Origin of the sequence: Sporomusa sp. GT1, assembly GCF_014634905.1 — a bacterium.
Lineage (GTDB): Bacteria > Bacillota > Negativicutes > Sporomusales > Sporomusaceae > Sporomusa > Sporomusa sphaeroides.
In genome coordinates, this window is record NZ_BMBX01000009.1 from 1 (window position 1) to 20,178 (window position 20,178).

17 protein-coding genes are annotated in these 20,178 nt (G+C 46.1%); 8 read left to right on the forward strand and 9 right to left on the reverse strand.

The genetic code is table 11. From position 1 onward, the window contains the following. Nucleotides 1–1,064: 1,064 nt before the first annotated feature. Nucleotides 1,065–2,024: a TIGR01212 family radical SAM protein gene (locus tag GT1_RS11810; protein ID WP_188398876.1), complete on the reverse strand. Its 960-nt coding sequence runs from the start codon at nt 2,022–2,024 to the stop codon at nt 1,065–1,067. After that, on the reverse strand, nt 2,005–3,786 hold the full coding sequence (locus tag GT1_RS11815) for a B12-binding domain-containing radical SAM protein (RefSeq protein ID WP_223226205.1): 1,782 nt from the start codon (nt 3,784–3,786) through the stop codon (nt 2,005–2,007). The genes GT1_RS11810 and GT1_RS11815 overlap by 20 nt, the downstream gene beginning before the upstream one ends. A gap of 195 nt (nt 3,787–3,981) precedes the next feature. On the opposite strand from GT1_RS11815, the gene GT1_RS11820 reads away from it, so the two are divergent. The 6 genes from GT1_RS11820 to ligD (GT1_RS11845) all read left to right on the forward strand — a co-directional run bounded on the left by GT1_RS11820 (nt 3,982) and on the right by ligD (GT1_RS11845) (nt 10,175). After that, a complete protein-coding gene (locus tag GT1_RS11820; protein WP_188398877.1) occupies nt 3,982–4,764 on the forward strand; it encodes an N-acetylmuramoyl-L-alanine amidase in 783 nt (260 codons plus the stop codon). A gap of 173 nt (nt 4,765–4,937) precedes the next feature. After that, nucleotides 4,938–6,749: an oligoendopeptidase F gene (pepF, locus tag GT1_RS11825; protein ID WP_188398878.1), complete on the forward strand. Its 1,812-nt coding sequence runs from the start codon at nt 4,938–4,940 to the stop codon at nt 6,747–6,749. Nucleotides 6,750–6,880: 131 nt separating this feature from the next. Continuing rightward, nucleotides 6,881–7,177 (forward strand): zinc-ribbon domain containing protein, encoded by a 297-nt coding sequence (locus GT1_RS11830; RefSeq protein ID WP_075756899.1) that lies wholly within the window; start codon nt 6,881–6,883, stop codon nt 7,175–7,177. Nucleotides 7,178–7,394: 217 nt separating this feature from the next. Further along, entirely contained in the window at nt 7,395–8,381 is a 987-nt protein-coding gene (gene ligD, locus GT1_RS11835) for a non-homologous end-joining DNA ligase (protein ID WP_188398879.1), read from the forward strand. A gap of 29 nt (nt 8,382–8,410) precedes the next feature. Next, nucleotides 8,411–9,262, forward strand: coding sequence for a Ku protein (locus GT1_RS11840; RefSeq protein ID WP_373325342.1), 852 nt, complete (start codon nt 8,411–8,413; stop codon nt 9,260–9,262). Next, nucleotides 9,252–10,175, forward strand: a complete 924-nt coding sequence (gene ligD, locus GT1_RS11845; protein WP_223226206.1) for a non-homologous end-joining DNA ligase — start codon at nt 9,252–9,254, stop codon at nt 10,173–10,175. Before GT1_RS11840 ends, ligD (GT1_RS11845) begins: the two co-directional genes overlap by 11 nt. A 51-nt stretch (nt 10,176–10,226) precedes the next feature. Here ligD (GT1_RS11845) and pckA read toward each other — a convergent pair whose 3' ends face one another. The 6 genes from pckA to GT1_RS11875 all read right to left on the reverse strand — a co-directional run bounded on the left by pckA (nt 10,227) and on the right by GT1_RS11875 (nt 16,273). Continuing rightward, complete coding sequence (pckA, locus tag GT1_RS11850; protein WP_188398881.1) at nt 10,227–11,762, reverse strand: phosphoenolpyruvate carboxykinase (ATP); 1,536 nt, start codon at nt 11,760–11,762, stop codon at nt 10,227–10,229. Nucleotides 11,763–12,021: 259 nt separating this feature from the next. After that, nucleotides 12,022–13,524, reverse strand: a complete 1,503-nt coding sequence (gene thrC, locus GT1_RS11855) for a threonine synthase (protein WP_188398882.1) — start codon at nt 13,522–13,524, stop codon at nt 12,022–12,024. Nucleotides 13,525–13,577: 53 nt separating this feature from the next. Further along, nucleotides 13,578–14,240, reverse strand: coding sequence for a B3/4 domain-containing protein (locus GT1_RS11860; protein WP_075756892.1), 663 nt, complete (start codon nt 14,238–14,240; stop codon nt 13,578–13,580). A 35-nt stretch (nt 14,241–14,275) separates the two neighbouring features. Next, nucleotides 14,276–14,749 carry a Cys-tRNA(Pro) deacylase gene (gene ybaK, locus GT1_RS11865; protein ID WP_075756891.1) on the reverse strand — a complete coding sequence of 158 codons (474 nt, stop codon included), beginning with the start codon at nt 14,747–14,749 and terminating at the stop codon, nt 14,276–14,278. Nucleotides 14,750–14,808: 59 nt separating this feature from the next. Continuing rightward, nucleotides 14,809–15,879 (reverse strand): DUF362 domain-containing protein, encoded by a 1,071-nt coding sequence (locus GT1_RS11870; RefSeq protein WP_075756890.1) that lies wholly within the window; start codon nt 15,877–15,879, stop codon nt 14,809–14,811. A 136-nt stretch (nt 15,880–16,015) separates the two neighbouring features. Further along, the gene (locus GT1_RS11875) at nt 16,016–16,273 is read right to left on the reverse strand and encodes a hypothetical protein (protein ID WP_075756889.1); all 258 of its coding nucleotides are present in this window, start codon (nt 16,271–16,273) and stop codon (nt 16,016–16,018) included. Nucleotides 16,274–16,439: 166 nt separating this feature from the next. Here GT1_RS11875 and GT1_RS11880 point away from each other — a divergent pair, with 166 nt between their 5' ends. Then, entirely contained in the window at nt 16,440–17,516 is a 1,077-nt protein-coding gene (locus GT1_RS11880) for an HD-GYP domain-containing protein (protein ID WP_075756888.1), read from the forward strand. A 221-nt stretch (nt 17,517–17,737) separates the two neighbouring features. Continuing rightward, nucleotides 17,738–19,624 (forward strand): NAD(+) synthase, encoded by a 1,887-nt coding sequence (gene nadE, locus GT1_RS11885; RefSeq protein WP_188398883.1) that lies wholly within the window; start codon nt 17,738–17,740, stop codon nt 19,622–19,624. Between the two features lie 181 nt (nt 19,625–19,805). Here the strand turns inward: nadE and GT1_RS11890 are convergent, their stop codons facing one another. After that, a complete protein-coding gene (locus GT1_RS11890; RefSeq protein ID WP_188398884.1) occupies nt 19,806–20,165 on the reverse strand; it encodes a zinc ribbon domain-containing protein in 360 nt (119 codons plus the stop codon). Nucleotides 20,166–20,178 lie beyond the last annotated feature (13 nt).

Below are 20,178 nucleotides of genomic sequence, written 5' to 3' on the forward strand. Positions count from 1 at the left end.
ATTTATGGAGCCTTTTGTGGCTCATAAAATTTGAAATTGATGTTAGATGTAAAACATCTAACTAAGCGATCACAGCGGAATCACAGATTCCGTGTGCCTGCTTATATTTAAAGTGCTCATTGAGCACCGCACATCTGGCATTTTATGATGCATTACTTACATTGTTCAGTTTTCAGGGAACATTACATTTTACCCAAAACAATTTGCCAACACTGCATCGCAGCGACAGCTTTTTACATATTAGCACAATGTATTCACCGTGTCAATACATGCTTTTAGGTAATTCTTGTCGTTGCCTTATGCAGTCGACTTTTATATATTAGCATGCACATTTCTGCGTGTCAATACTCTATTTTGCTATTTTAAGTCGATTACTGACTTGGTGAAGACAACTTGTTTATATTAGCACCTCTCTAGTGTTATGTCAATACTAGTAATCCAGCAAGCCCAAATCCCACGGTGTTCTTGACGCGATAGTTTCCGACCAGCTTTGTTGGTCCACGGGAGCATAAGGGTAACATCGGTTTCTGCTGTCGCGATCACTCAGCACAAACCGTGTTTACTTTATCGTCGCCTTACCTATGTCTGATAGGCGCAGCTTCTCCGTCCTGCTGGACGAAAAATCTCGCACAATTCATCCTATAGCTTTAGACTTGGCAGACTATTAGGTTGCAATAGCGAAGAAGAATCCGGAAAGCCATGCTTTCTGCCAGGCAAAAAAAGAAACATCGTATAAACGATGTTTAGCAATAGCATTTAATATATTCGTTTGTTAAGTTATCCAGTTTTTGATACATTTCATTAATTGTACCTGCGGTGAAGTTAAGTTCTTTCAGATCATTACTTTGAAGCAGAGACGAAAGTTTATCTATCTGCTCTAACAATTGAAGCTTTTTCATTATTACTACTACACTCTCCCTTAATTTTTAAATGCAGTATAATATTAACAACTCTAGTTATCTTTGTAAATAGCTTTATTAAAACACAGAAGAGTAAGTTTTATCAGAATTATGTTTACAATTTTTAGAGTTGAAGTATTAGAGACTATATATGTGCGCTTTAGATCATCTGACAAACTTTTTTACTGCCGAACCGTTTAAATAGCTGCATTTTTTGCCTTGCCACGTATCTCGCTCCACCAATTGACCTTCGATCGCTTCCCGTATCTTCCACCAGCCTGTCTGCCAGTTGGTAAATAATGTGTTGGTCTCAGGCGCACGGCCAATTAGACGTTGAATAACAATATCGGGGTGAAGATATTCCAGAAAGGTGACCACCCTCTCCACATATTCTTCTTTACTAATGAGCGTAATCTCACCTTTCTGATACCAGTCAGCCATTACTGTATTCTTTACAATATAAAGAGCATGCAGTTTGACCTGATCAACTTCCAGTGCCGAAACGATTTTCGCACTTTCTATCACATCTGCCATGCCATCCCAGGGAAGGTTTACGATAAGATGTGTACATACATCCATCGACCAGTGTTTAATTCTCCGGGTGGCATCAATAAATTCTGCCAGCGTGTGGCCACGGTTAATCTTCTCTAAGGTATGATAGTTGACCGTCTGCAGCCCCAGTTCAATACAGATATCAACACCATATTCGTCTTTTATAGCAGCCAGCATCTCCAGATAATTATCATTAATACAATCAGGTCTGGTGGCTAACGCGATGGCCACAATATCTTCCTTGCAGGCTTCGATGACATGATGTTTTAACTGTTCAACAGGCAAATAGGTGTTGCTGAAATTTTGAAAGTAAGGAATAAATTTCTTAGCTTTATATTTGGGTGCAATATGCGCCTTGTTGGCTGCTAACTGATCACTAACAGTCAACGAAGCCGGCAAATTTTCATAGCCTGCGCCAATTTCGCCGCAAAACACACAGCCATTATGGCCGCATTGACCGTCCCGGTTAGGGCAGGTTACCGGCAAGCTAACCGGTAGTTTGTATACCTTCTCGCCATACCGCTCACGCAGGTGTTCGGAATAGGCGTTGTATCTAACTCCAGAAGTCGTCATAATTAATCACCTGATAAGATGGTTTCGCATTCTGATAAGAGAACAGCACCGCTGTTTCCCGCCAGGTCAAGTCTTCATTCCCCCGTAAATAAGCAGGAATATCCACAGTAAATACTTCAATATGGTATTGCTTTTTAATATCCCGCCATGTCGTAAACTCATAATCTGGTAAATAGCGGCGGACACATTCGGTATCGCGCCAAAAGGCGGTCTTAGCCTCCGCCCATTTATCAGCCGCTGCCTGATTTATCTGGTTCCAAGGTAAAAATTCCGGACGGACTGTCCCCTGTTCCTGCATTAGCGCGTCAAATTTCAAAAACTCACGGTATTCATGCTGCACCTGCGGATAAACCTCTGCACAAAAATCAGCCATGTGCTTATATATAGTCTTGGCACTGTGCGCAACAAGATGATACCCCTGCTGTTCCCACCGACAAGCTAATCTATCGTAAAAATCGAAAGCCCCTTTGCCGCTAAGTGCAATAAGCCAGGGCAGACTATACCGGAAACGTCCGGTATTGTACACCTGTTCAAAGACTTCTTCTAAAATCTTAAGTTTTCTGATCTGGCTATAATCCAGATATTTGTTTGCCAATACTTCGTAGGGTGCTCTATCCATGTAAACATACCCATGGTCGACCGCAGTACGCCTAATACCAGAACCCTTAAGCAATTTAAGAAAGCCGATCTGCAGCATTGCCGGCTGCAGTTGGTAAACATCATTGAAGGATTTGGCAAATTCGCTTATAGTCTCATGCGGCAGCCCGACAATTAAGTCAAGATGCAGATGAATATTGCCATAGTCTCTGACCTGACTGACATTGTCAACAATCTGTGACCAGTTGTTATGTCGCTTTATTACCGCCAACGTCTGTTCATTGGTTGATTGAATGCCAATTTCAAACTGGAACCTGCCGGGTGGAACATCGCGCAAAAACGCCAATACCTCTTGGTCCCAAATATCGGCTGCAATCTCAAAATGAAAATTAGTCCGGCAAGTTTGTGCTGCCAGAAACTTCATTATTGGAAAATAATGCTCTTTGCGGGCATTAAATGTGCGGTCAACAAACTTAACCTGTTTAACATCATGCTCAATAAAAAAGGAAAGGTCGCTGATTATCCGCTCCTGACTCAAAAACCGTACCCCGGAAGTGGCGCTTGACAGGCAATATTGACAAGAAAACGGACAGCCGCGTGAACTTTCATAGTACAGAATTTTATCTTTTAGCAGCACCATATCTTCATGATGATAGGGAAAAGGAATGTCATCAAGATTGCCGACTACCTGTGGCTGACAGTTGGCTGCCATCAGAGTGCTCCGGCAAGCTACCCCGGGAATATTCTGAGCAGGCTCACCTTGAGCCAGCGCTTTTAACAAAGCAGTCAGCGTTTGTTCGCCTTCACCAAGAACAATGTAGTCAATGGCCTCATTGCTGTGCAAAATATCTTCCGGTTGATAAGTGACCTCCGGACCACCCAGCACAATAACAGCATTAGGCTGTACTTTTTTAATTAAATTTGCCAACTCCAAACTGGCCTCAATATTCCAAATATAACAAGCCAGGCCAATAATATCAGCCTGACAAGCGTACATATCGCTCAGCACTGTGAGCAGCCCATTATTTACGGTATATTCACGAACAGTTATATCCTGTCCGGACTGCTTACAAAAAGCAGTCAAATATCTCAGTGCTAAAGATGAATGGATGTATTTTGCATTTAATGTTGATAACAAAACCTTCATGGCATTTCTCCGTTCCATAATCTCCCTGCAAGTATAGTAGTTTCCCTGTTCCTTGTCAAATCCCTGTCTGGGCCAAGACACCACCAAAACCGGCTTTGCATAAGATAGAATAAGGATGTTCTTCGCTACCGCTCAGAACTAAGCGATTCACTCATATCTAAGCTCGCAACAATATGGTTCCTGCTTAAAGGTAAACGTGAGGATGGTGAAACTATGCGAATAATGATTGATGGGCGCTATTTGCCTGGCAACGCCCGTGTCAACCGTGATTTATTAATAACCCTGCGTAATATGGCCCAAATGCTCAAATGGGGAATTCGTTATGACGCGCAACGCGAATTGGTTCTTATCAATTCCAAAGACTCCTCTATGCCGCCTCTGCCACTTGAAAATCCGGCCGATGAAAGAACGGAAGATGAGAACGCCCGCCTTGCCGGTAAGGTGATTTGCCTTGATCCCGGTCACGGCGGCAGCGATCCCGGGGCTGTAGGCCCAACAGGTACCCGGGAAAAAGACAATACCCTGGCTATCGCCTTACTGCTTAAAGAAAAACTGGAAAAAAACGGCGCTACCATCGTCATGACAAGAGATACTGATACCGATGTAACCTACACTGACGCAACATCCAAGGAGGAACTGGGGGCAAGAGTTGAAGCTGCCCGGCAGGCGGAAGCCGATATGTTTGTTAGTATCCATAATGACTCCTTTACCAGCACTACCGCCGCAGGCACTACCACTTTCCATTATGGTGGCAAGGATTCGATAAAACTGGCCAATCTGGTGCAACGCAGTTTAGTTGAAAATCTCGGTACGAAAAACCGTGGCGCACGTTTTGCCAGCTTCTATGTCTTGCGTTACACAAACATGCCGTCAATCCTTGTGGAGGTAGCTTTTATTTCCAATCCGGTTGAAGAAATGTTGTTATCCAGCGTGGATGGGCGCGAAAATGCCGCCGAGAGTATCTGTGACGGTATTTTAAAATACTATAAAGTATAACACAGATGAAAAAAATAAAGAAAACACGGCTTGCGCCGAGCCTTTGGCGAAGGCGGAAGCCGATGGGGACAAAAAAAATTTCGTTGAGAGCATGCTAAACCAGGAAATGCCACATAATAGCCCTAATATATATATTATACGTTACCGAATATGAATCGAGAGGAAGTGCTCTTATGCCGCAAACGTCCACATCACTGCCATCCCGTGAACAGCTACAGGCTGAGTATAAGTGGCAGGTAGAAAATATCTATGCCAATGAACAGCTTTGGCAAGCCGATTTCGATAAGGTTAAAAACGCCCTGCCCGGCATTACCGAATATAAAGGAACTCTATCCCAAACACCGACAAAGCTTGCAGCCTGCCTAAAGCTGCGGGATGAAATCAATATTCTGGCCGGCAAATTGTTCGCTTATGCCCGTTTACACCGGGATGAAAACTCAGCCAATGCCAAATACCAGGCCCTTGTCGGCAAAACTGAAGGGCTTCTGGCAGAAACAAGTGCCGCCACTGCTTTTATCGAACCCGAAATTCTTGCGATATCTGATGACATGCTAGCTGCTTTCCGGCGTGAGCAATCACTGGCTGAATACAGTTTTTATTTTGACAACCTGATTCGTCAAAAGCAGCATGTCTTGTCCCCTGCCGAAGAAGAAATTTTATCCCGGTCAGCCGAAGCCACTCAGGCTTCAGAAAATATTTTTAATATGCTGGCCCATGCTGATATGAAATTTCCGGACATTACCGGGGAAGACGGACAAAAAATAACACTTAGCGAAGGGCGTTACCGTTCACTGATCATGTCAGCTGACCGGCGCGTTCGCCAGGAAGCCTTTAGCGGCCTGTTCGGTTCTTATAATACCTTCCGTAATACGTTTGCCGCTACATTGGCAGGGAATGTTAAGAAAAACATCTTTTATTCCCGTACCCGCAAGTATAATTCGACCCTGGAGTCCGCCTTATCGGAAAGCAATATTCCGGTGAATGTCTATGACAACCTGCTGGCTACAGTCAATAACAATTTGGCGCCACTGCACCGCTATATTGCACTCAAGAAAAAAGCTTTGCAACTTGACGAAATCCATATGTATGACCTGTATACGCCTTTAGCACAAACAGTAAAATTCAACATCCCTTATGCCGAAGGATTAAAACTGGTACGCGAAGGCCTCGCACCACTCGGTACTGAGTATGCCGATATCCTCAACAAAGGTTTAACCTCCGGCTGGATTGATGTTTATGAAAATAAAGGCAAACAAACCGGAGCTTACTGCTGGGGTGTCTATGGGGTCCACCCCTTTGTCCTCTTAAACTATAACGACCGTCTGGAAGATGTCAGCACCCTGGCACATGAAATGGGGCACGCCATTCACAGCTATTACAGCCAGGCCGCTCAGCCTTATGCCACTTCCCAATATACCATCTTTACAGCAGAAGTGGCTTCTACCACCAACGAAATCCTGTTAAATGATTTCCTCTTAAAAGCAACAACCGACAAACAAAAGAAACTCTATTTAATTAATCAATACCTTGAAATGGTACGGGCTACCGTTTATCGTCAAACCATGTTTGCCGAATTTGAGAAAAGCATCTATGATAAAGCCGAAGAGGGTGAAACACTTACAGCCGATTTACTTGATGCACTGTGGCATGCGCTTAACACCAAGTACTATGGTCCCGGCATGGTAGTGGATAGTGAAATAGATGTTGAATGGGCCAGAATCCCTCATTTCTACTGGAATTTCTATGTGTACCAATATGTCACCGGCTATGCTGCGGCCACTACGTTGGCGGAAAAGATGGCTAACGGTGGTACTGGCGACAAGCAGCGCTATATTGAATTTCTTAAGAGCGGCGGCTCCGATTACCCGCTCAGCATCCTGAAACAAGCAGGAGTCGATATGTCAACTCCGCAACCGGTTGAGCTCACACTTAACAAGTTCTCAACTATGCTGGATGAACTGGAAAAATTAATATCCAAGTCTTGACAATTATATACCTACAGGTTATATTGATGGTATGACAAAACATAATTGCTCTCGATGGCTAGCAACTTTATGTCTTGACCAACCGACCAGCAATTGTTTGCGTCAAACACATTAACGGAGGTTGGTTAAACATGGATTTCCAAGACAAAGACCTTTCCTGTAAAGAATGCGGTACTGCTTTTTGTTTCACCGCATCAGAACAAGCCTTTTACGCTGAGAAAGGTTTCCAAAATGATCCTTCCCGCTGCCCGGATTGCCGTGCAGCCAGAAAACGTCAAAACGGCGGCCGCATGGGTGGCAACGCCCGTCCGCAACGCGAAATGTTTGACGCTACCTGCAGCGCCTGTGGCATTGAAACCCAGGTTCCTTTCCGTCCTACCGCCGGAAAACCTGTATATTGCCGCGAGTGCTTCCAATCCAACAGATAATTAATTATTGCTTATGTAACAGGCCGGATACACCCGGCCTGTTTTTTGTTTGCCGGCACAAGACCCGGCGAGGGCGGCCGTCATACAACACCGCGCCGCCGGCGCTTAACCTCCGCTTATGCATAACGGCCGCCCTCGCCTCAGCAAAATTGACGGTTGTAATATATTTACCTTCCTCTGTAAAAACTAACAGCAAATCAGCGTTCACGAGGACATCATGCCGATAATCAAACCCATGCTGGCTAAAGCCGGTCCATTGCCTGCAAACCAAGCCGAATACGGCTTTGAAATCAAATGGGACGGCATCAGAAGCATCTGCTATCTGGAAGAAAAGCAGTGCAAGCTAATGAGCCGCAATCTCAAAGATATAACAAGTCAATATCCCGAACTTGCTGCATTGAGTAAAGCCGTAGACAGCAGGTACCGGGAATTAATTCTTGACGGTGAAATTGTCGCCTTCGACCCTGCGGGACTCCCTTCCTTTTCACGGTTACAGCATCGTATGGGATTATCAGATGACAGGATGATTGCTGAAATGATGGAAAATCTTCCTGTTTACTATATAATATTTGACATCTTATCAATTGACAATAATCTGCTGTTAGCAAAACCATATACCGAAAGAAGAAATATTCTCGCCAGCCTTGCTCTTGATGGTCCTTACTGGCAAACTCCCGGCTATCATATCGGCGAAGGAGAAAGTGTTTTAACAGCCAGCCGCAAGCTGGGACTGGAAGGCATTGTTGCCAAACGCCTTGATAGCCCGTATCATCCTGGTCAACGTACCGGTACCTGGCTCAAGATCAAAAATCACCGCCGTCAGGAATTAATCATTGGCGGCTGGGTACCGGGGCAGGGAAATCGCCACGGCAAAATCGGTGCTCTGCTTACCGGCTGTTATGATATGATTCCGGCGGAGGCTGAAGCCCGTAATGTATCCCAGCAGCTCCTTTATACCGGTAAAGCAGGCACCGGCTTTACCCAGGCGTCGCTTCTGGAAATAGCAAAAATGCTAAAACCGCTGCGCCGTGAAACCAATCCTTTTTCTCAGGAACTGCCAATTAAAAATGCCCGTTTTGTCGAACCCCTATTGGTCGGAGAATTTGAGTTTACCGAATGGACTCCCAACCATACTCTCAGACACCCCTCTTTTAAAGGGTTACGAAATGATAAAGACCCGCGTCAGGTAATTCGCGAAGACTAATTACAGAGGTGATGCTTATGCCCCGCCCTATGTGGACTGGCGCAATCAGCTTTGGGCTCGTTAATATCCCTGTCAAATTGTATAGCGCTGTAAAAAAGAAATCCATTCACTTCAATCAATTACGCCAATCTGACGGCTGCCGTATTCGGCTAAAAAAGGTCTGCCCGTCTGACGGCGCTGAAGTACCTGCTGCAAACATCGTCAAAGGCTACGAAATCGCCCCCGATAAGTATGTGGTTGTCACCAGCGAAGAGTTGCAAGCCATCCAGCCAAAAAATGCCCGCACCATTGCTATTGAAGACTTTGTCAAACTTAACGAAATCGACCCGCTATACTATGACAGCTGTTATTACCTCGCGCCCGATAAGGGAGCAGGCAAAGCCTACTCTTTACTGCTGACCTCCATGCAGCACACAGGCAAAGTAGCGATTGCGAGGGTAGTCATGCGCAATAAGGAGTATCTCACCGCTATCCGCCCTGCCGGTAAAGCTTTGGCATTATCCACCATGCACTTTGCCGATGAGGTAATCTCCACCGACCAACTGGAAGACCTGCCCACAGATGTGCCTGAACCGAACAAAAAGGAATTGGACATGGCGGAACAATTGATCGAGTCACTGTCAACCCGGTTTGAACCGGAAAAATATCACGACCAGTACCATCAGCAGGTTCTCGACATGCTGGAGAAAAAAGCCGAAGGGCAAATAGTAAGCAACCAGCCTGAAGTAAAAGAAGGCGGCAAAGTCATTGACCTCATGGCTGCTCTTGAGGCCAGCATCTCGGCCATAAAAGGCCAAACCGGTACAAATAAGGAAACCACTCCGGGTAAATCCCGAAAATCACCGTCCGCAACCGGGAGGAAAAAAGCCAGTGCCCAGTGACAATAAGCCTAAAACCGGCATTGAGGTGGCCGGACGCAAATTGAAGGTCGGCAATCTTGATAAAATATTTTATCAGGCGACAGGTTTCACCAAAGGCCAAATGCTTGACTATTATATTCGCATTGCCCCCCTGCTCCTGCCGCATCTTACCAACCGGCCGCTGACCATGAAACGCTATCCCCATGGGGCACAAGGTAAGTTTTTCTACCAGAAGGAATGCCCCTCCCCGCGTCCCGGCTGGATCAAAACCATACCGGTATGGAGCGGCAGCAATAACCGGCACGTCAATTTTTGCAATGCCGCTGATTTACCCACCTTAGTGTGGGCTGCCAATCTGGCAGCACTGGAGCTGCATACATCACTATCCCTGGCACCGGCGATACATCAGCCTTCGCTGCTGGTATTCGATCTTGATCCCGGTCCGCCTGCCACCATTTTCGACTGCGCCCAAATCGGCCTGCTGTTAAAGGATTATTTTGATAAGCACCAACTACAGAGTTTTCCCAAAACTTCCGGCTCCAAAGGCCTGCAGGTATATGTGCCGCTAAATACTCCGGTTAACTATGACAGCACTAAAAAGTTTGCCCGGATACTTGCCACCCGCTTTCAGGAAAAGTATCCTGACAAGGTGGTCGCAAACATGAAGAAACAATTGCGCACAGGTAAAGTCTTTATTGATTGGAGCCAAAACGACGAACATAAAACAACCGTCTGTGTCTACTCACTCCGGGCTAAAGACCGCCCCTCTGTTTCCACGCCGGTAACCTGGCAGGAAGTTGCCGGTGCCGTAGAACATGGAAATCCGGATTTGTTAACCTTTGAAGCAGAGCAAGTACTAGAAAGAGCAAGCTTGCTGGGAGATTTGTTCTCGCCGGTGCTCACCCTAGAGCAAAAGCTGCCAGCCATACAGTAGCAAAAAAAGTTTGCCGTTCATTGTAAAACGGCAAACTTTTTGGTTTACTTATTAAGCTTTAGGCCCGGCAGCAATAATTTCCGGTGGCATAGCTTGTTTAAAACTAGTAAAGTTTTGGACAAATAAACGGGCTAACTCCTGTGCCTTGCAGTCGTATGCCGCCTTATCAGACCAGGTATTGCGCGGCATAAGGATTTCAGCCGGCACACCCGGGCAGCTTTCCGGAACATAAACAGTGAATATCTCATCAAGTTTATAGGGGACATGGTCCAGCCGGCCTTCAAGGGCTGCCGTTACCATGGCCCGGGTGTAAGAGAGCTTCATCCGCTGGCCTACACCATAGGGGCCGCCTGACCAACCTGTATTAATTAGGAATACGGCAGTGTTATGCCGCTTAAGTTTTTCCCCTAAGAGTTCGGCATACCTAAGCGGAGACAGCGGTAAAAACGGCGCGCCGAAGCAAGCGGAAAAAGTAGCCTGGGGTTCAGTAATACCGCGTTCCGTACCTGCCAGTTTACTGGTATAGCCGGATAAGAAATGATACATAGCTTGTTCGGTACTCAGCTTGGCAATAGGAGGCAGTACGCCGAAAGCGTCAGCCGTTAAAAATATAATGGTTTTGGGGTGACCGCCTACCCCGGGTATCAGGGCATTGGGTATATACTCCACAGGATACGCAACTCGCGTGTTTTCCGTAATAGAACCGTCGGCAAAATCCGGCACCCGGGTCGCTGGATCAATAACTACGTTTTCCAGTACAGAACCAAACCGGATGGCATCCCAAATCTGCGGCTCGGTCTCATACTTAAGGCCAATGCACTTGGCATAACAACCGCCTTCAATATTAAAAATCCCGGTATCACTCCAGCCATGCTCGTCATCGCCAATCAGATTGCGGTCCGGATCGGCTGACAGCGTCGTCTTGCCTGTGCCGCTCAGGCCAAAAAACAGCGCCGTATCTCCATTTTTTCCGGCATTGGCCGAACAATGCATGGATAAAATGTCCCGCTCAGGCAAGATATAATTCATAACGGTAAATATCGACTTTTTCATTTCGCCGGCATAGTGAGTACCGCCGATAAGCACCAGGCGTTGTTCCAAATTGAGAATAATAAAGGCTTCTGAACGAGTGCCGTCAATGGCCGGGTCGGCTGTGAAACCGGGAAGGCAAATGACTTTATAATCAGGGGTAAGCTCCGGTCCTTGCAGTTCGGGACGGATAAAAAGCTGCTGTACAAATAAATTCTGCCAGGCAAATTCATTAATAAACTGAACAGTGATCCGATTCTCAGGGTCAGCCCCGGCAAAACCGGTGAAAATAAACAGTTCCCGGTTTTGCATATAGGCAAGCATCCGGTTATAAACTTGCGTAAATTTTTCCGGTGAAAAGGACTTATTGTTGTTCCAGGCAATCTTACTATGAATAGCAGGTGAATCAACTACAAATTTGTCATTAGGCGAACGTCCGGTATACGTACCTGTCGTAACTCGCAGGGCACCACTGGCAGTCAATTCTCCCTCGCCGAGTTTAATAGCTGTTTCGACTAGCTGCACCGGACTCAGATTGTAATATACCTTCCCGCACATGCTGATATCCCCCTTCTAAATCAAGCCTTATTTGCTACGTTATCCTTATATTGTAACACAAATTATTATATCAAAAGTATATTGTATACAAAAGTACTATTTCACTAAAAAATGTATATCTTTTTGATATAGTATTTACTAATTACGTTAATAGTATATAATACATAGAAAAAACAACTACCGGTTCCCGGCTTGCTTTATATTACTGTAGGCAGCAGTACAAATAAGCTGGTAGTCTGGCAGTTGTAAGGTGGCAGGTTTATTCTGTTATATGTAATGTCGCTTTTACTACGTCAGGCATAGCATGCTTGCTGCACACGGCCGTATGCCGGACAGGTTTGGATTCCAATTCGGCCAGCGCCGGCGGTATTGGCAGGCCGGTCAGCTCAGACAATTGGTTTAGGGCCGCAAATTCTGATTTGGCTTTTACGCCGTCGTTTTCAGTGAGGGCTGCAAGCACCGTCTCGTTGAATTTAAACGGACTGGCGGTCGAAACAATAACCTGCGGCGTGGTATCGCCAGACTTGCGGCGATAGTCTTCGGCAACCTTCCAGGCTACTGCGGTATGAGGATCAAGCGCATAACCGTAGTCTTTGTGTATCCGGCCAATTGTAGCTGCCGTTTCAGCATCATCTACCCAGCCTGAAGGAAAAATCGCTTGGATAGCCTGTAATTGTTCGGGACTGACACGGTATTCACCCTTAGTGCTAAGCTCATGCATCCAATGAGCGACTTGTGCTGGATCATTATTGCCCATGTGGTACAGCAGGCGTTCCAGATTGCTTGAAATAAGAATATCCATCGAGGGCGAATGTGTTTTGTAAAACTGGCGGTTACGGTTATAAACACTGGTTGTGAGGAAATCAGTCAATACATTATTACTGTTTGATGCGCAAATCAGTTTATTAACAGGCAACCCCATACATTTGGCATAATACCCGGCAAGAATATTGCCAAAGTTGCCTGTCGGGACAACAAAGTTGACCGGACTGCCAAGAGTAAGGTGCTTGCCTTGCACCAAGTCGGCATAAGCACTAAAATAATACACAATTTGCGGTACAAGCCTGCCCCAGTTGATGGAGTTTGCCGACGACAGCTTAAAACCGCGCTGGGCAAGCGTTGAATTAAAAGCACTATCATTAAAAATATGCTTAACCCCGGTCTGGGCATCGTCAAAATTGCCTTTTACCGCAAATACGGTAAGGTTGGACCCTTCCTGAGTAATCATTTGCAACCGTTGAATCTGGCTCACGCCATCCTCCGGGTAAAACACCATAACGCGTGTCTGCTCAACATCCTTGAAGCCTTCAAGCGCAGCCTTGCCGGTATCACCGGAAGTCGCAACCAAAATAACAAGCTCAGCCTGTTCATCAATCTTGTTGAGTGCACAAGACAGCAGCCTGGGTAAAAGCTGCAACGCCATATCTTTAAAAGCGCTTGTCGGTCCATGCCATAACTCTAAGGCAAACATGTCATCAGTTACCCTGGTTACAGGGGCTACGGCGGGACTGGTAAACTTAGCGCCGCCATAGGCACCGGCTATACAGCTGTTTAGTTCCGCCTGGGTATAATCAGGTAAAAATAATGCCAGAATCGCCGCCGCCCGTTCCTGATAACTGAGCGGAAGTAAGCCGGTTAAAGCCGCCTTGTCGACTGACGGAATGGCTTCCGGAACAAACAGGCCTCCGTCCGGAGCTATTCCCTGGGCGATAGCCGCCGCTGCCGTCAGCTTGTCGGCGGAACCACGTGTGCTAACATACATATAAGGTTTCTCCTTCCAATAAGAAAAGAATGATACATTCAGTCAGTCGTTCGTTATATAATATATTTTCCTGTTACTTTACCACAATTATAACAAACAAACATATTGCCGGCAAAGTCAAGTATGCCGCTCAATTCAGCAGTGTTGACACTTTCATCGGCATAAATGACTGCCAAAATATTACGGGTTGTCAGCGTAACCGCCGTCCGCCGTGAATCAGATGTAGGATTGCCAAATACACCCTTATCGTCTGTCAAAAATGGTTTATTATCGGTTGACACCATGTTACCGGCAATATTGATGTAGCTGCCTTCCTGTTCCCGCCGGTATACAACATTACCTGCTATTTGATCCAGATCATATAAGCCGAAAGGCAGTAAATATTTAATAGAGCAATAATTATTGACATCCACCGCACTATTTACATAGTACAAATCTTTTTTTTGTAATACCCGGCGTACCAACGCCTCCGAAGCCGGCCGGTAGCGGGACGGATCAAAATCAAGTTTTTTATACATATTACGCACTGCCAAAACCCGGGGAAGCTTCGGCAAATCCTCCAGGTTATACACCTTGGCCACTTCTTGCTGTAATTGGGCAAACTCCTGACTTAAAGCCGGCGGCGTTCCCCGGACAATAACGTCGCTGATTGTCAAATACCCCAAGCGGCAATTGGGAATAACTTGACGAATATTTTCATGAATACTAATTTGCATGATAAAAAATTCCTCCCCGGATTCAGATCATCAGTTCACTCGCCGCGGGCAATCAGACATAAGCGGGCATTCACTGCCTTTACCAAGTCATCAGGAGCCAGGGTAATCTGGCAGCCCCGTATACCGGCACTAACAGCGATTACCGGCCATTTTGCTGCACTTTCATCCAAAAATACAGGATAGCGCTTTTTGGGTCCCAAGGGGGAAACGCCACCTCTAACATATCCGGTAAGTGGCTGCACCTCTTTTAGCGCCACCATTTCTACCTTCTTATTACCACTGGCCGCCGCTAAGGCTTTAAGATCTAGTTCAGCATCACCGGGGATACAGGCCATAAGAACACCGTTTTTGTCCCCTTTGGCTACCAGGGTTTTAAACACCTGATTATGCGGCATGTTCACTTTGTCGGCAACATGCCCGGCGCTTAAATCATGTTCATCAACCGCATATTCATGCAGTTCATAGGCAATTTTCAAGCCATCTAATATTCTGGCGGCATTTGTTTTCATCGGTTATCGGTATCCTCCACAGGTACAATTACAGCAGTCATAAAGCAAGTCTGTCTTGCTTAAATCGTAATCAGCTGGTATTCTAATGAGCCCATGCCAATTTTAGCGGCATGATTAATCTGAATCATGGCATCATGGTGGGCATAAGATAACTCTGCCAGCGTTTGTCCATGAGCCCTAGCGGTCAGATCAAGTGTAGCCTTATCAATGGCCACCGGATCATTTGACGCTAAAATACCAATATCGGGAATCAACTTATGCTGATTGGTATTGAAACAATCGCAATCCTTGGTCATATCAATAAGCACATTAAAATAGAAACATTTGCCCGGTTTGCCGATAACACACCCATAAGCATGTTCAGCCATACTCCGCTGCATATAGCCCGACTCAGCATTCCAGTCGTATTTTACGGCATCAAACCGGCAAACAGCCAAACATTCCCCACATCCTATGCATTTTTCGGCAATAATGAAAGCTTTGCCCTCTTGTTCAATTATCGCATCCTGAGGACACCACTTAATACACTTTTGGCAGTATTGACAGGACTTATTATTCACTTCCGGCAACATGGCCGAATGCTGACGCATCTTTCCCATGCGGCTGGCAAGCCCCATACCGATATTTTTAATACACGCCCCCAAACCGGCGGCAGGATGTCCGGTCGGATGGGAAACAACCAGCATGGAGTCTGCGCTTAGCACTTCCCTGGCCACTTTGACCGTTTTATGAAGTTCGCCGTTGATTTCCACTTCAGATTCGGTGTTACCGGCCAACCCGTCTGACATAATAAAGGGTGCACCGACATTTTCGATGCCAAAACCATGGCTGTGGGCATGCAAGATATGCTTTACGGCATTCTCACGTTCCCCTTTATATAAAGTGGACGTTTCCGTTAGGAAAGGCTGTCCACCTAGAACTTTAGCCTGCTCAACCAATTCCCTGATCACTGCCGGCTTAATATGGGTTGTATTTTTCTTTTCACCGACATGCACTTTTATTGCGACAAAATCATTAGGCCCAACCACTTGTGCGGCGCCGGAAGCTGCAAAAATTTTAGCCATAGCTTTAGCCTGTTCGGCAACAGGCAGCGCGTCAGTGACTGGAATAAAATAAACATTGGCCGCCAAATCGATTCCCTCCACGAGTTGTATTTTCTATAGTTTACACATTTTTTTCACAGTATAGTATTCTTTCCTCAATTTGTCAATCAAGTAAACACGTAGGATAAAGTAACACGGACGCGGTAACCGCGCCCGTATTTAGTTAATCCAGCAGCATGTATTTTACTTTTACTTCAGGTATCTGCTTCAGTTCCTGTTCCATCTGATTTACCGGTACATCCTCCCCGCATAACTGCAGCAGAATAATACCGCTGTTAGTACAGGCGTTGACGGCTGCATCGTGAAGGCCTAATCGTACCCGGATATAACAGCCGTATTTTGTAAGAACATCCTGAACTTTTACAGCCGTTTCCAGACGATTACCTTGAATAATGGCCATGATTGTAGCACAATTGGACATTACAAACACCTCCCGAATTATAATATATTTACTATTTTAACCGCAAACGACAAAATTCCTCCTTAATAATTAGCGGTAAACAGAAAAATTTAGAGGATTTTCCAAAATTGTGTGGAAAAATAGTCTTTAGCATATGTATGCCCATTTTTCATATTGCGAGGTGTCTATGAGCGAAGCAGTTGACGAAAATCGCAAGATCATTGAGCAATCTATTGAATTCCTCGTTCCCGGAATGGAATTGGCCCGGGATATCTACTCCAGTGACGGTAAAATATTGTTTAACCAAAACAACATCCTTAGCCAGCACAACATTCAAAAACTGGGGAATTGGAAAATTCCGAAGGTGTTTGTCTATTCTGAAGTGGCAACCGCCAACCCGATTACTGACCCTAAACTTCAGAAATTTATCAATACGTATAATCAATCAGTACCTGTGGTACAAAAGGCTTTTGAAGATATTCGCTCAAGCCAGGAAATCCCCCTTGATGCCCTTACTGCCGCCGCTACGGATATAGCGTCCGATATTGCCGGCGCCGGTAATGTGATCGACAGGCTGTATAACCTGCCTCCCTGCGATGATTACACTATGTATCACAGTGTCAATGTAAGTGCCATCTCAGCCCTTATCGCCATCTGGCTCAAGTATCCGCCGGAATCGGTTAACGCCATTTCACTGGCAGGCTTGCTGCATGATGTGGGTAAATCGCTTTTACCGCCCGAACTCTTACATATGCCCGGCAAACTATCACCTGACGATTATGAACACTATAGACAGCATGTTGCTTATGGCTATGACCTTGTAAGCAAAATTCCCAACATATCGCAAAGCATCACCGCTGCTGTTTTTCAGCATCACGAGCGCCGCGACGGCAGCGGCTACCCCGGAGGCATTACCGACTATTACATCCATCCGTATGCCAAAATTGTAGCCGTCGCTGATTTATATGACGAAGGAATGACAATTAACCGGGAAAATCCCCAGGCTGAGTTAAGCCCATATGTTAGTCTGCAAACACTGCGCAACGAACTCCACCGGCTTGACCCCAAAATTTGTATTACTTTTCTGGATAATATGACCAACTTTTTGTCAGGCAACCGGGTATCCCTCACAGACAACCGTCAAGGCCGGGTGGTATTCATCAATAAAGAACAGCCGGCACGGTCAATGGTCCGGTTAGATGATGGAACTGTGCTGGATTTAAGAGAAGAAGAAAATATCAGCATTCACTATATAATTCGCTGAAGAATATACGGCTTGCGCTTTTGCCTAAACCGCCTGTCAGGCGGTTTCTTTCTATTGTCCGCCTCTTCCCTTACTATGACGCCCGCTTTTTTCATCATAATATCCCGCCGATATGATTACCCTAATAAATGCACTCTTATAATAAAATTCAGAAGGACAAGAACCCCCTGACAGCGAAAAGAACACTGCATGTCATTTGTACGATTTGAGGTGAAGAGTTTTTGCTCAAAATTGCAATAGGCCAAATGGACGTTACTCCAGGCCGGCCGGATTTAAATACTGACAAGATGTTATCCATGATTGCCAACGCCAGCAACCACCAGGCTGATATTATCATCTTCCCCGAAATGGCTATCCCGGGTTACCTGCTGGGTGACACCTGGGAACAACAGGCTTACCTGCGTGATTGTGAAGCTTTTGGCCGTAAGATAATTGCGGCTGCCAAAGATATCTGTGTTATCTTCGGCAATGTTGCCGTAGATTGGGGCAAACACGGCGATGATGGCCGGGTGCGAAAACACAATGCCTGTTTTATTGCCCAAGACAGTCGTCTTGTCGACATACGCATCAAGACACTGCAGCCAAACTACCGCGAGTTTGACGACACACGGCATTTTTTCAGCCTGTGCAGCCTGTCGCTGGAACGCAGAGAGCCTGTGGAAAACCTAATAAAACCTGTCAAATTGTCAATTAAAGGCAAAGACTATACCCTGGGCTGCATCATTTGCGAAGACGGCTGGTCTGATGATTACAGCGTTGACCCGATTGCGGTTCTCACCGCCAACGGACCGCTTGATGTAATCATCAACATCTCCTGTTCACCGTTTACACTGGGCAAAAACAATAAACGCAACCGGGTATTTTCCCGGCAAGCCCGGGAAGCCAATACCCCGCTTGTCTATGTTAATAATACAGGTCTTCAGAATAACGGTAAAACGGTATATACCTTCGATGGATTCAGCACAGTATATAACAGCACCGGGCAAATTGTCACCTGCTGCCGGCCTTTTGCCGAAACACTTGACTATATTGAGCTTGTCACTGAAGCGGGCGGCCAAAATCTTCCTCCGGTCAACGTACCTGACGATTCCGACATTGCCAGCCTGTATCAGGCTGTCAGTTATGGTGTCAAAAACTTCCTCCAGTCCATTGGGATGAACAAGGTGGTCATCGGCGTTTCCGGCGGTATTGACTCGGCCGTTAGCGCTGCATTATATGCAAGCATTTTGCCCCCGGAAAATATCCTGCTGCTCAACATGCCCAGCAGGTTCAATTCCCAAACAACGAAAGATTTGGCCAGCCAGTTGGCCAAAAATCTTGGCTGCCTGTATGCGGTAATGCCAATTGAACAATCGGTCGAACATACGGCTGCCCAAATCAGCGGTACACCCATCATCAACCTGGCTAATGGTACTGAGCACCAGCTGAACGTATCTTCTTTTGTACTGGAAAATATTCAGGCCCGTGACCGTTCTTCCCGCCTGCTGGCAGGAGCGTCGGCGGCTTTCGGCGGTGGCTTTACCTGTAACGCCAACAAAAGTGAGCTTACTGTCGGCTACTCCACTCTCTATGGCGACCAAGCCGGATTTTTGGCAGCGCTGGCTGACTTATGGAAACATCAGGTCTATCAACTGGCACATTATCTTAACGCCACCATTTATGGGCGGGAAGTCATTCCCCAGGCAGCCATTGATTTAGTACCAAGTGCCGAACTGTCCTTCGAGCAGTCTGTGGATGAAGGTAAAGGCGATCCCATTATTTATAGCTATCATGATTATTTATTTCGTGCCTTTACGGAATACTGGAACAGAGTCACACCGGCAGACATTTTAGACTGGTACAGTCAGGGTACAGACGTACTGGAACAAAAACTAGGCTGTCAAACCGGCCTGATCCAGCAGTTATTCTCCGGTCCCCACCCTTTCATTGACGACCTGGAACGTTGGTGGCGTCACTACACCGGCATGGCAGTGGCCAAGCGTATTCAGGCACCACCCGTCTTGGCCGTTAGCCGCCGTGCCTATGGCTTTGATCATCGCGAAGCACAAAACAACGTCTATTTTACCCAGGAATATCTAAGAATTAAGCAGTTGCTGCTATCTCAGTAAACTTCCGGAACACAACCACCTTATATATAATACAGATTACATACAGACGCAAAAAACGCGGACAGCACATGGGAATATGCACTGTCCGCGTTTTTTATCCCAACAGAAAGTATACTTTCTTAAGAACAGGATCAACATCGGCTTGCTCCTTCGCCAAAGGCCCGGCGCAAGCCGCGTTTTCTTATCTTCTTAATAACTGAAACAACCAGGCGCCGATAAGCACCGCACCGACTGCCAGCAAAATAAACAGCAATACAGGCAGGAAAAAAAACACCAGTATTACCAAGGCGGCAGCTACCATTAACTTACCGGCCCAGCCGGAAGAACCAAACGAAATATTAATATGTTTCACCCGCGACCGGTTGCCGGACTCATAACTGCTATACCGGCTGCGGTTACCGCCATTTTCTTCTTCAATAGTAATTCCGTCGAAATTATCACGTTCCTGACGGCTTAACACGGTAACCGCCGCTTCATGGCCGCAGTGCGGACATTTGCCTGTTCCGCTTTGTATTTGTTCGCCACAGTTTGGACATTGCATGCTCTACCCCTCC

Excerpts from the sequence above, each read along its gene's own strand:
- GT1_RS11810 (WP_188398876.1), bottom strand. The coding sequence starts at position 2,024 with ATGACGACTTCTGGAGTTAGATACAACGCCTATTCCGAACACCTGCGT.
- GT1_RS11880 (WP_075756888.1), top strand. The coding sequence starts at position 16,440 with ATGAGCGAAGCAGTTGACGAAAATCGCAAGATCATTGAGCAATCTATT.
- GT1_RS11830 (WP_075756899.1), top strand. The coding sequence starts at position 6,881 with ATGGATTTCCAAGACAAAGACCTTTCCTGTAAAGAATGCGGTACTGCT.
- GT1_RS11860 (WP_075756892.1), bottom strand. The coding sequence starts at position 14,240 with ATGCAAATTAGTATTCATGAAAATATTCGTCAAGTTATTCCCAATTGC.
- ligD (WP_188398879.1), top strand. The coding sequence starts at position 7,395 with ATGCCGATAATCAAACCCATGCTGGCTAAAGCCGGTCCATTGCCTGCA.
- thrC (WP_188398882.1), bottom strand. The coding sequence starts at position 13,524 with ATGTATGTTAGCACACGTGGTTCCGCCGACAAGCTGACGGCAGCGGCG.
- ybaK (WP_075756891.1), bottom strand. The coding sequence starts at position 14,749 with ATGAAAACAAATGCCGCCAGAATATTAGATGGCTTGAAAATTGCCTAT.
- GT1_RS11815 (WP_223226205.1), bottom strand. The coding sequence starts at position 3,786 with ATGGAACGGAGAAATGCCATGAAGGTTTTGTTATCAACATTAAATGCA.
- GT1_RS11820 (WP_188398877.1), top strand. The coding sequence starts at position 3,982 with ATGCGAATAATGATTGATGGGCGCTATTTGCCTGGCAACGCCCGTGTC.
- GT1_RS11840 (WP_373325342.1), top strand. The coding sequence starts at position 8,411 with ATGTGGACTGGCGCAATCAGCTTTGGGCTCGTTAATATCCCTGTCAAA.
- GT1_RS11890 (WP_188398884.1), bottom strand. The coding sequence starts at position 20,165 with ATGCAATGTCCAAACTGTGGCGAACAAATACAAAGCGGAACAGGCAAA.
- pepF (WP_188398878.1), top strand. The coding sequence starts at position 4,938 with ATGCCGCAAACGTCCACATCACTGCCATCCCGTGAACAGCTACAGGCT.
- pckA (WP_188398881.1), bottom strand. The coding sequence starts at position 11,762 with ATGTGCGGGAAGGTATATTACAATCTGAGTCCGGTGCAGCTAGTCGAA.
- GT1_RS11875 (WP_075756889.1), bottom strand. The coding sequence starts at position 16,273 with ATGTCCAATTGTGCTACAATCATGGCCATTATTCAAGGTAATCGTCTG.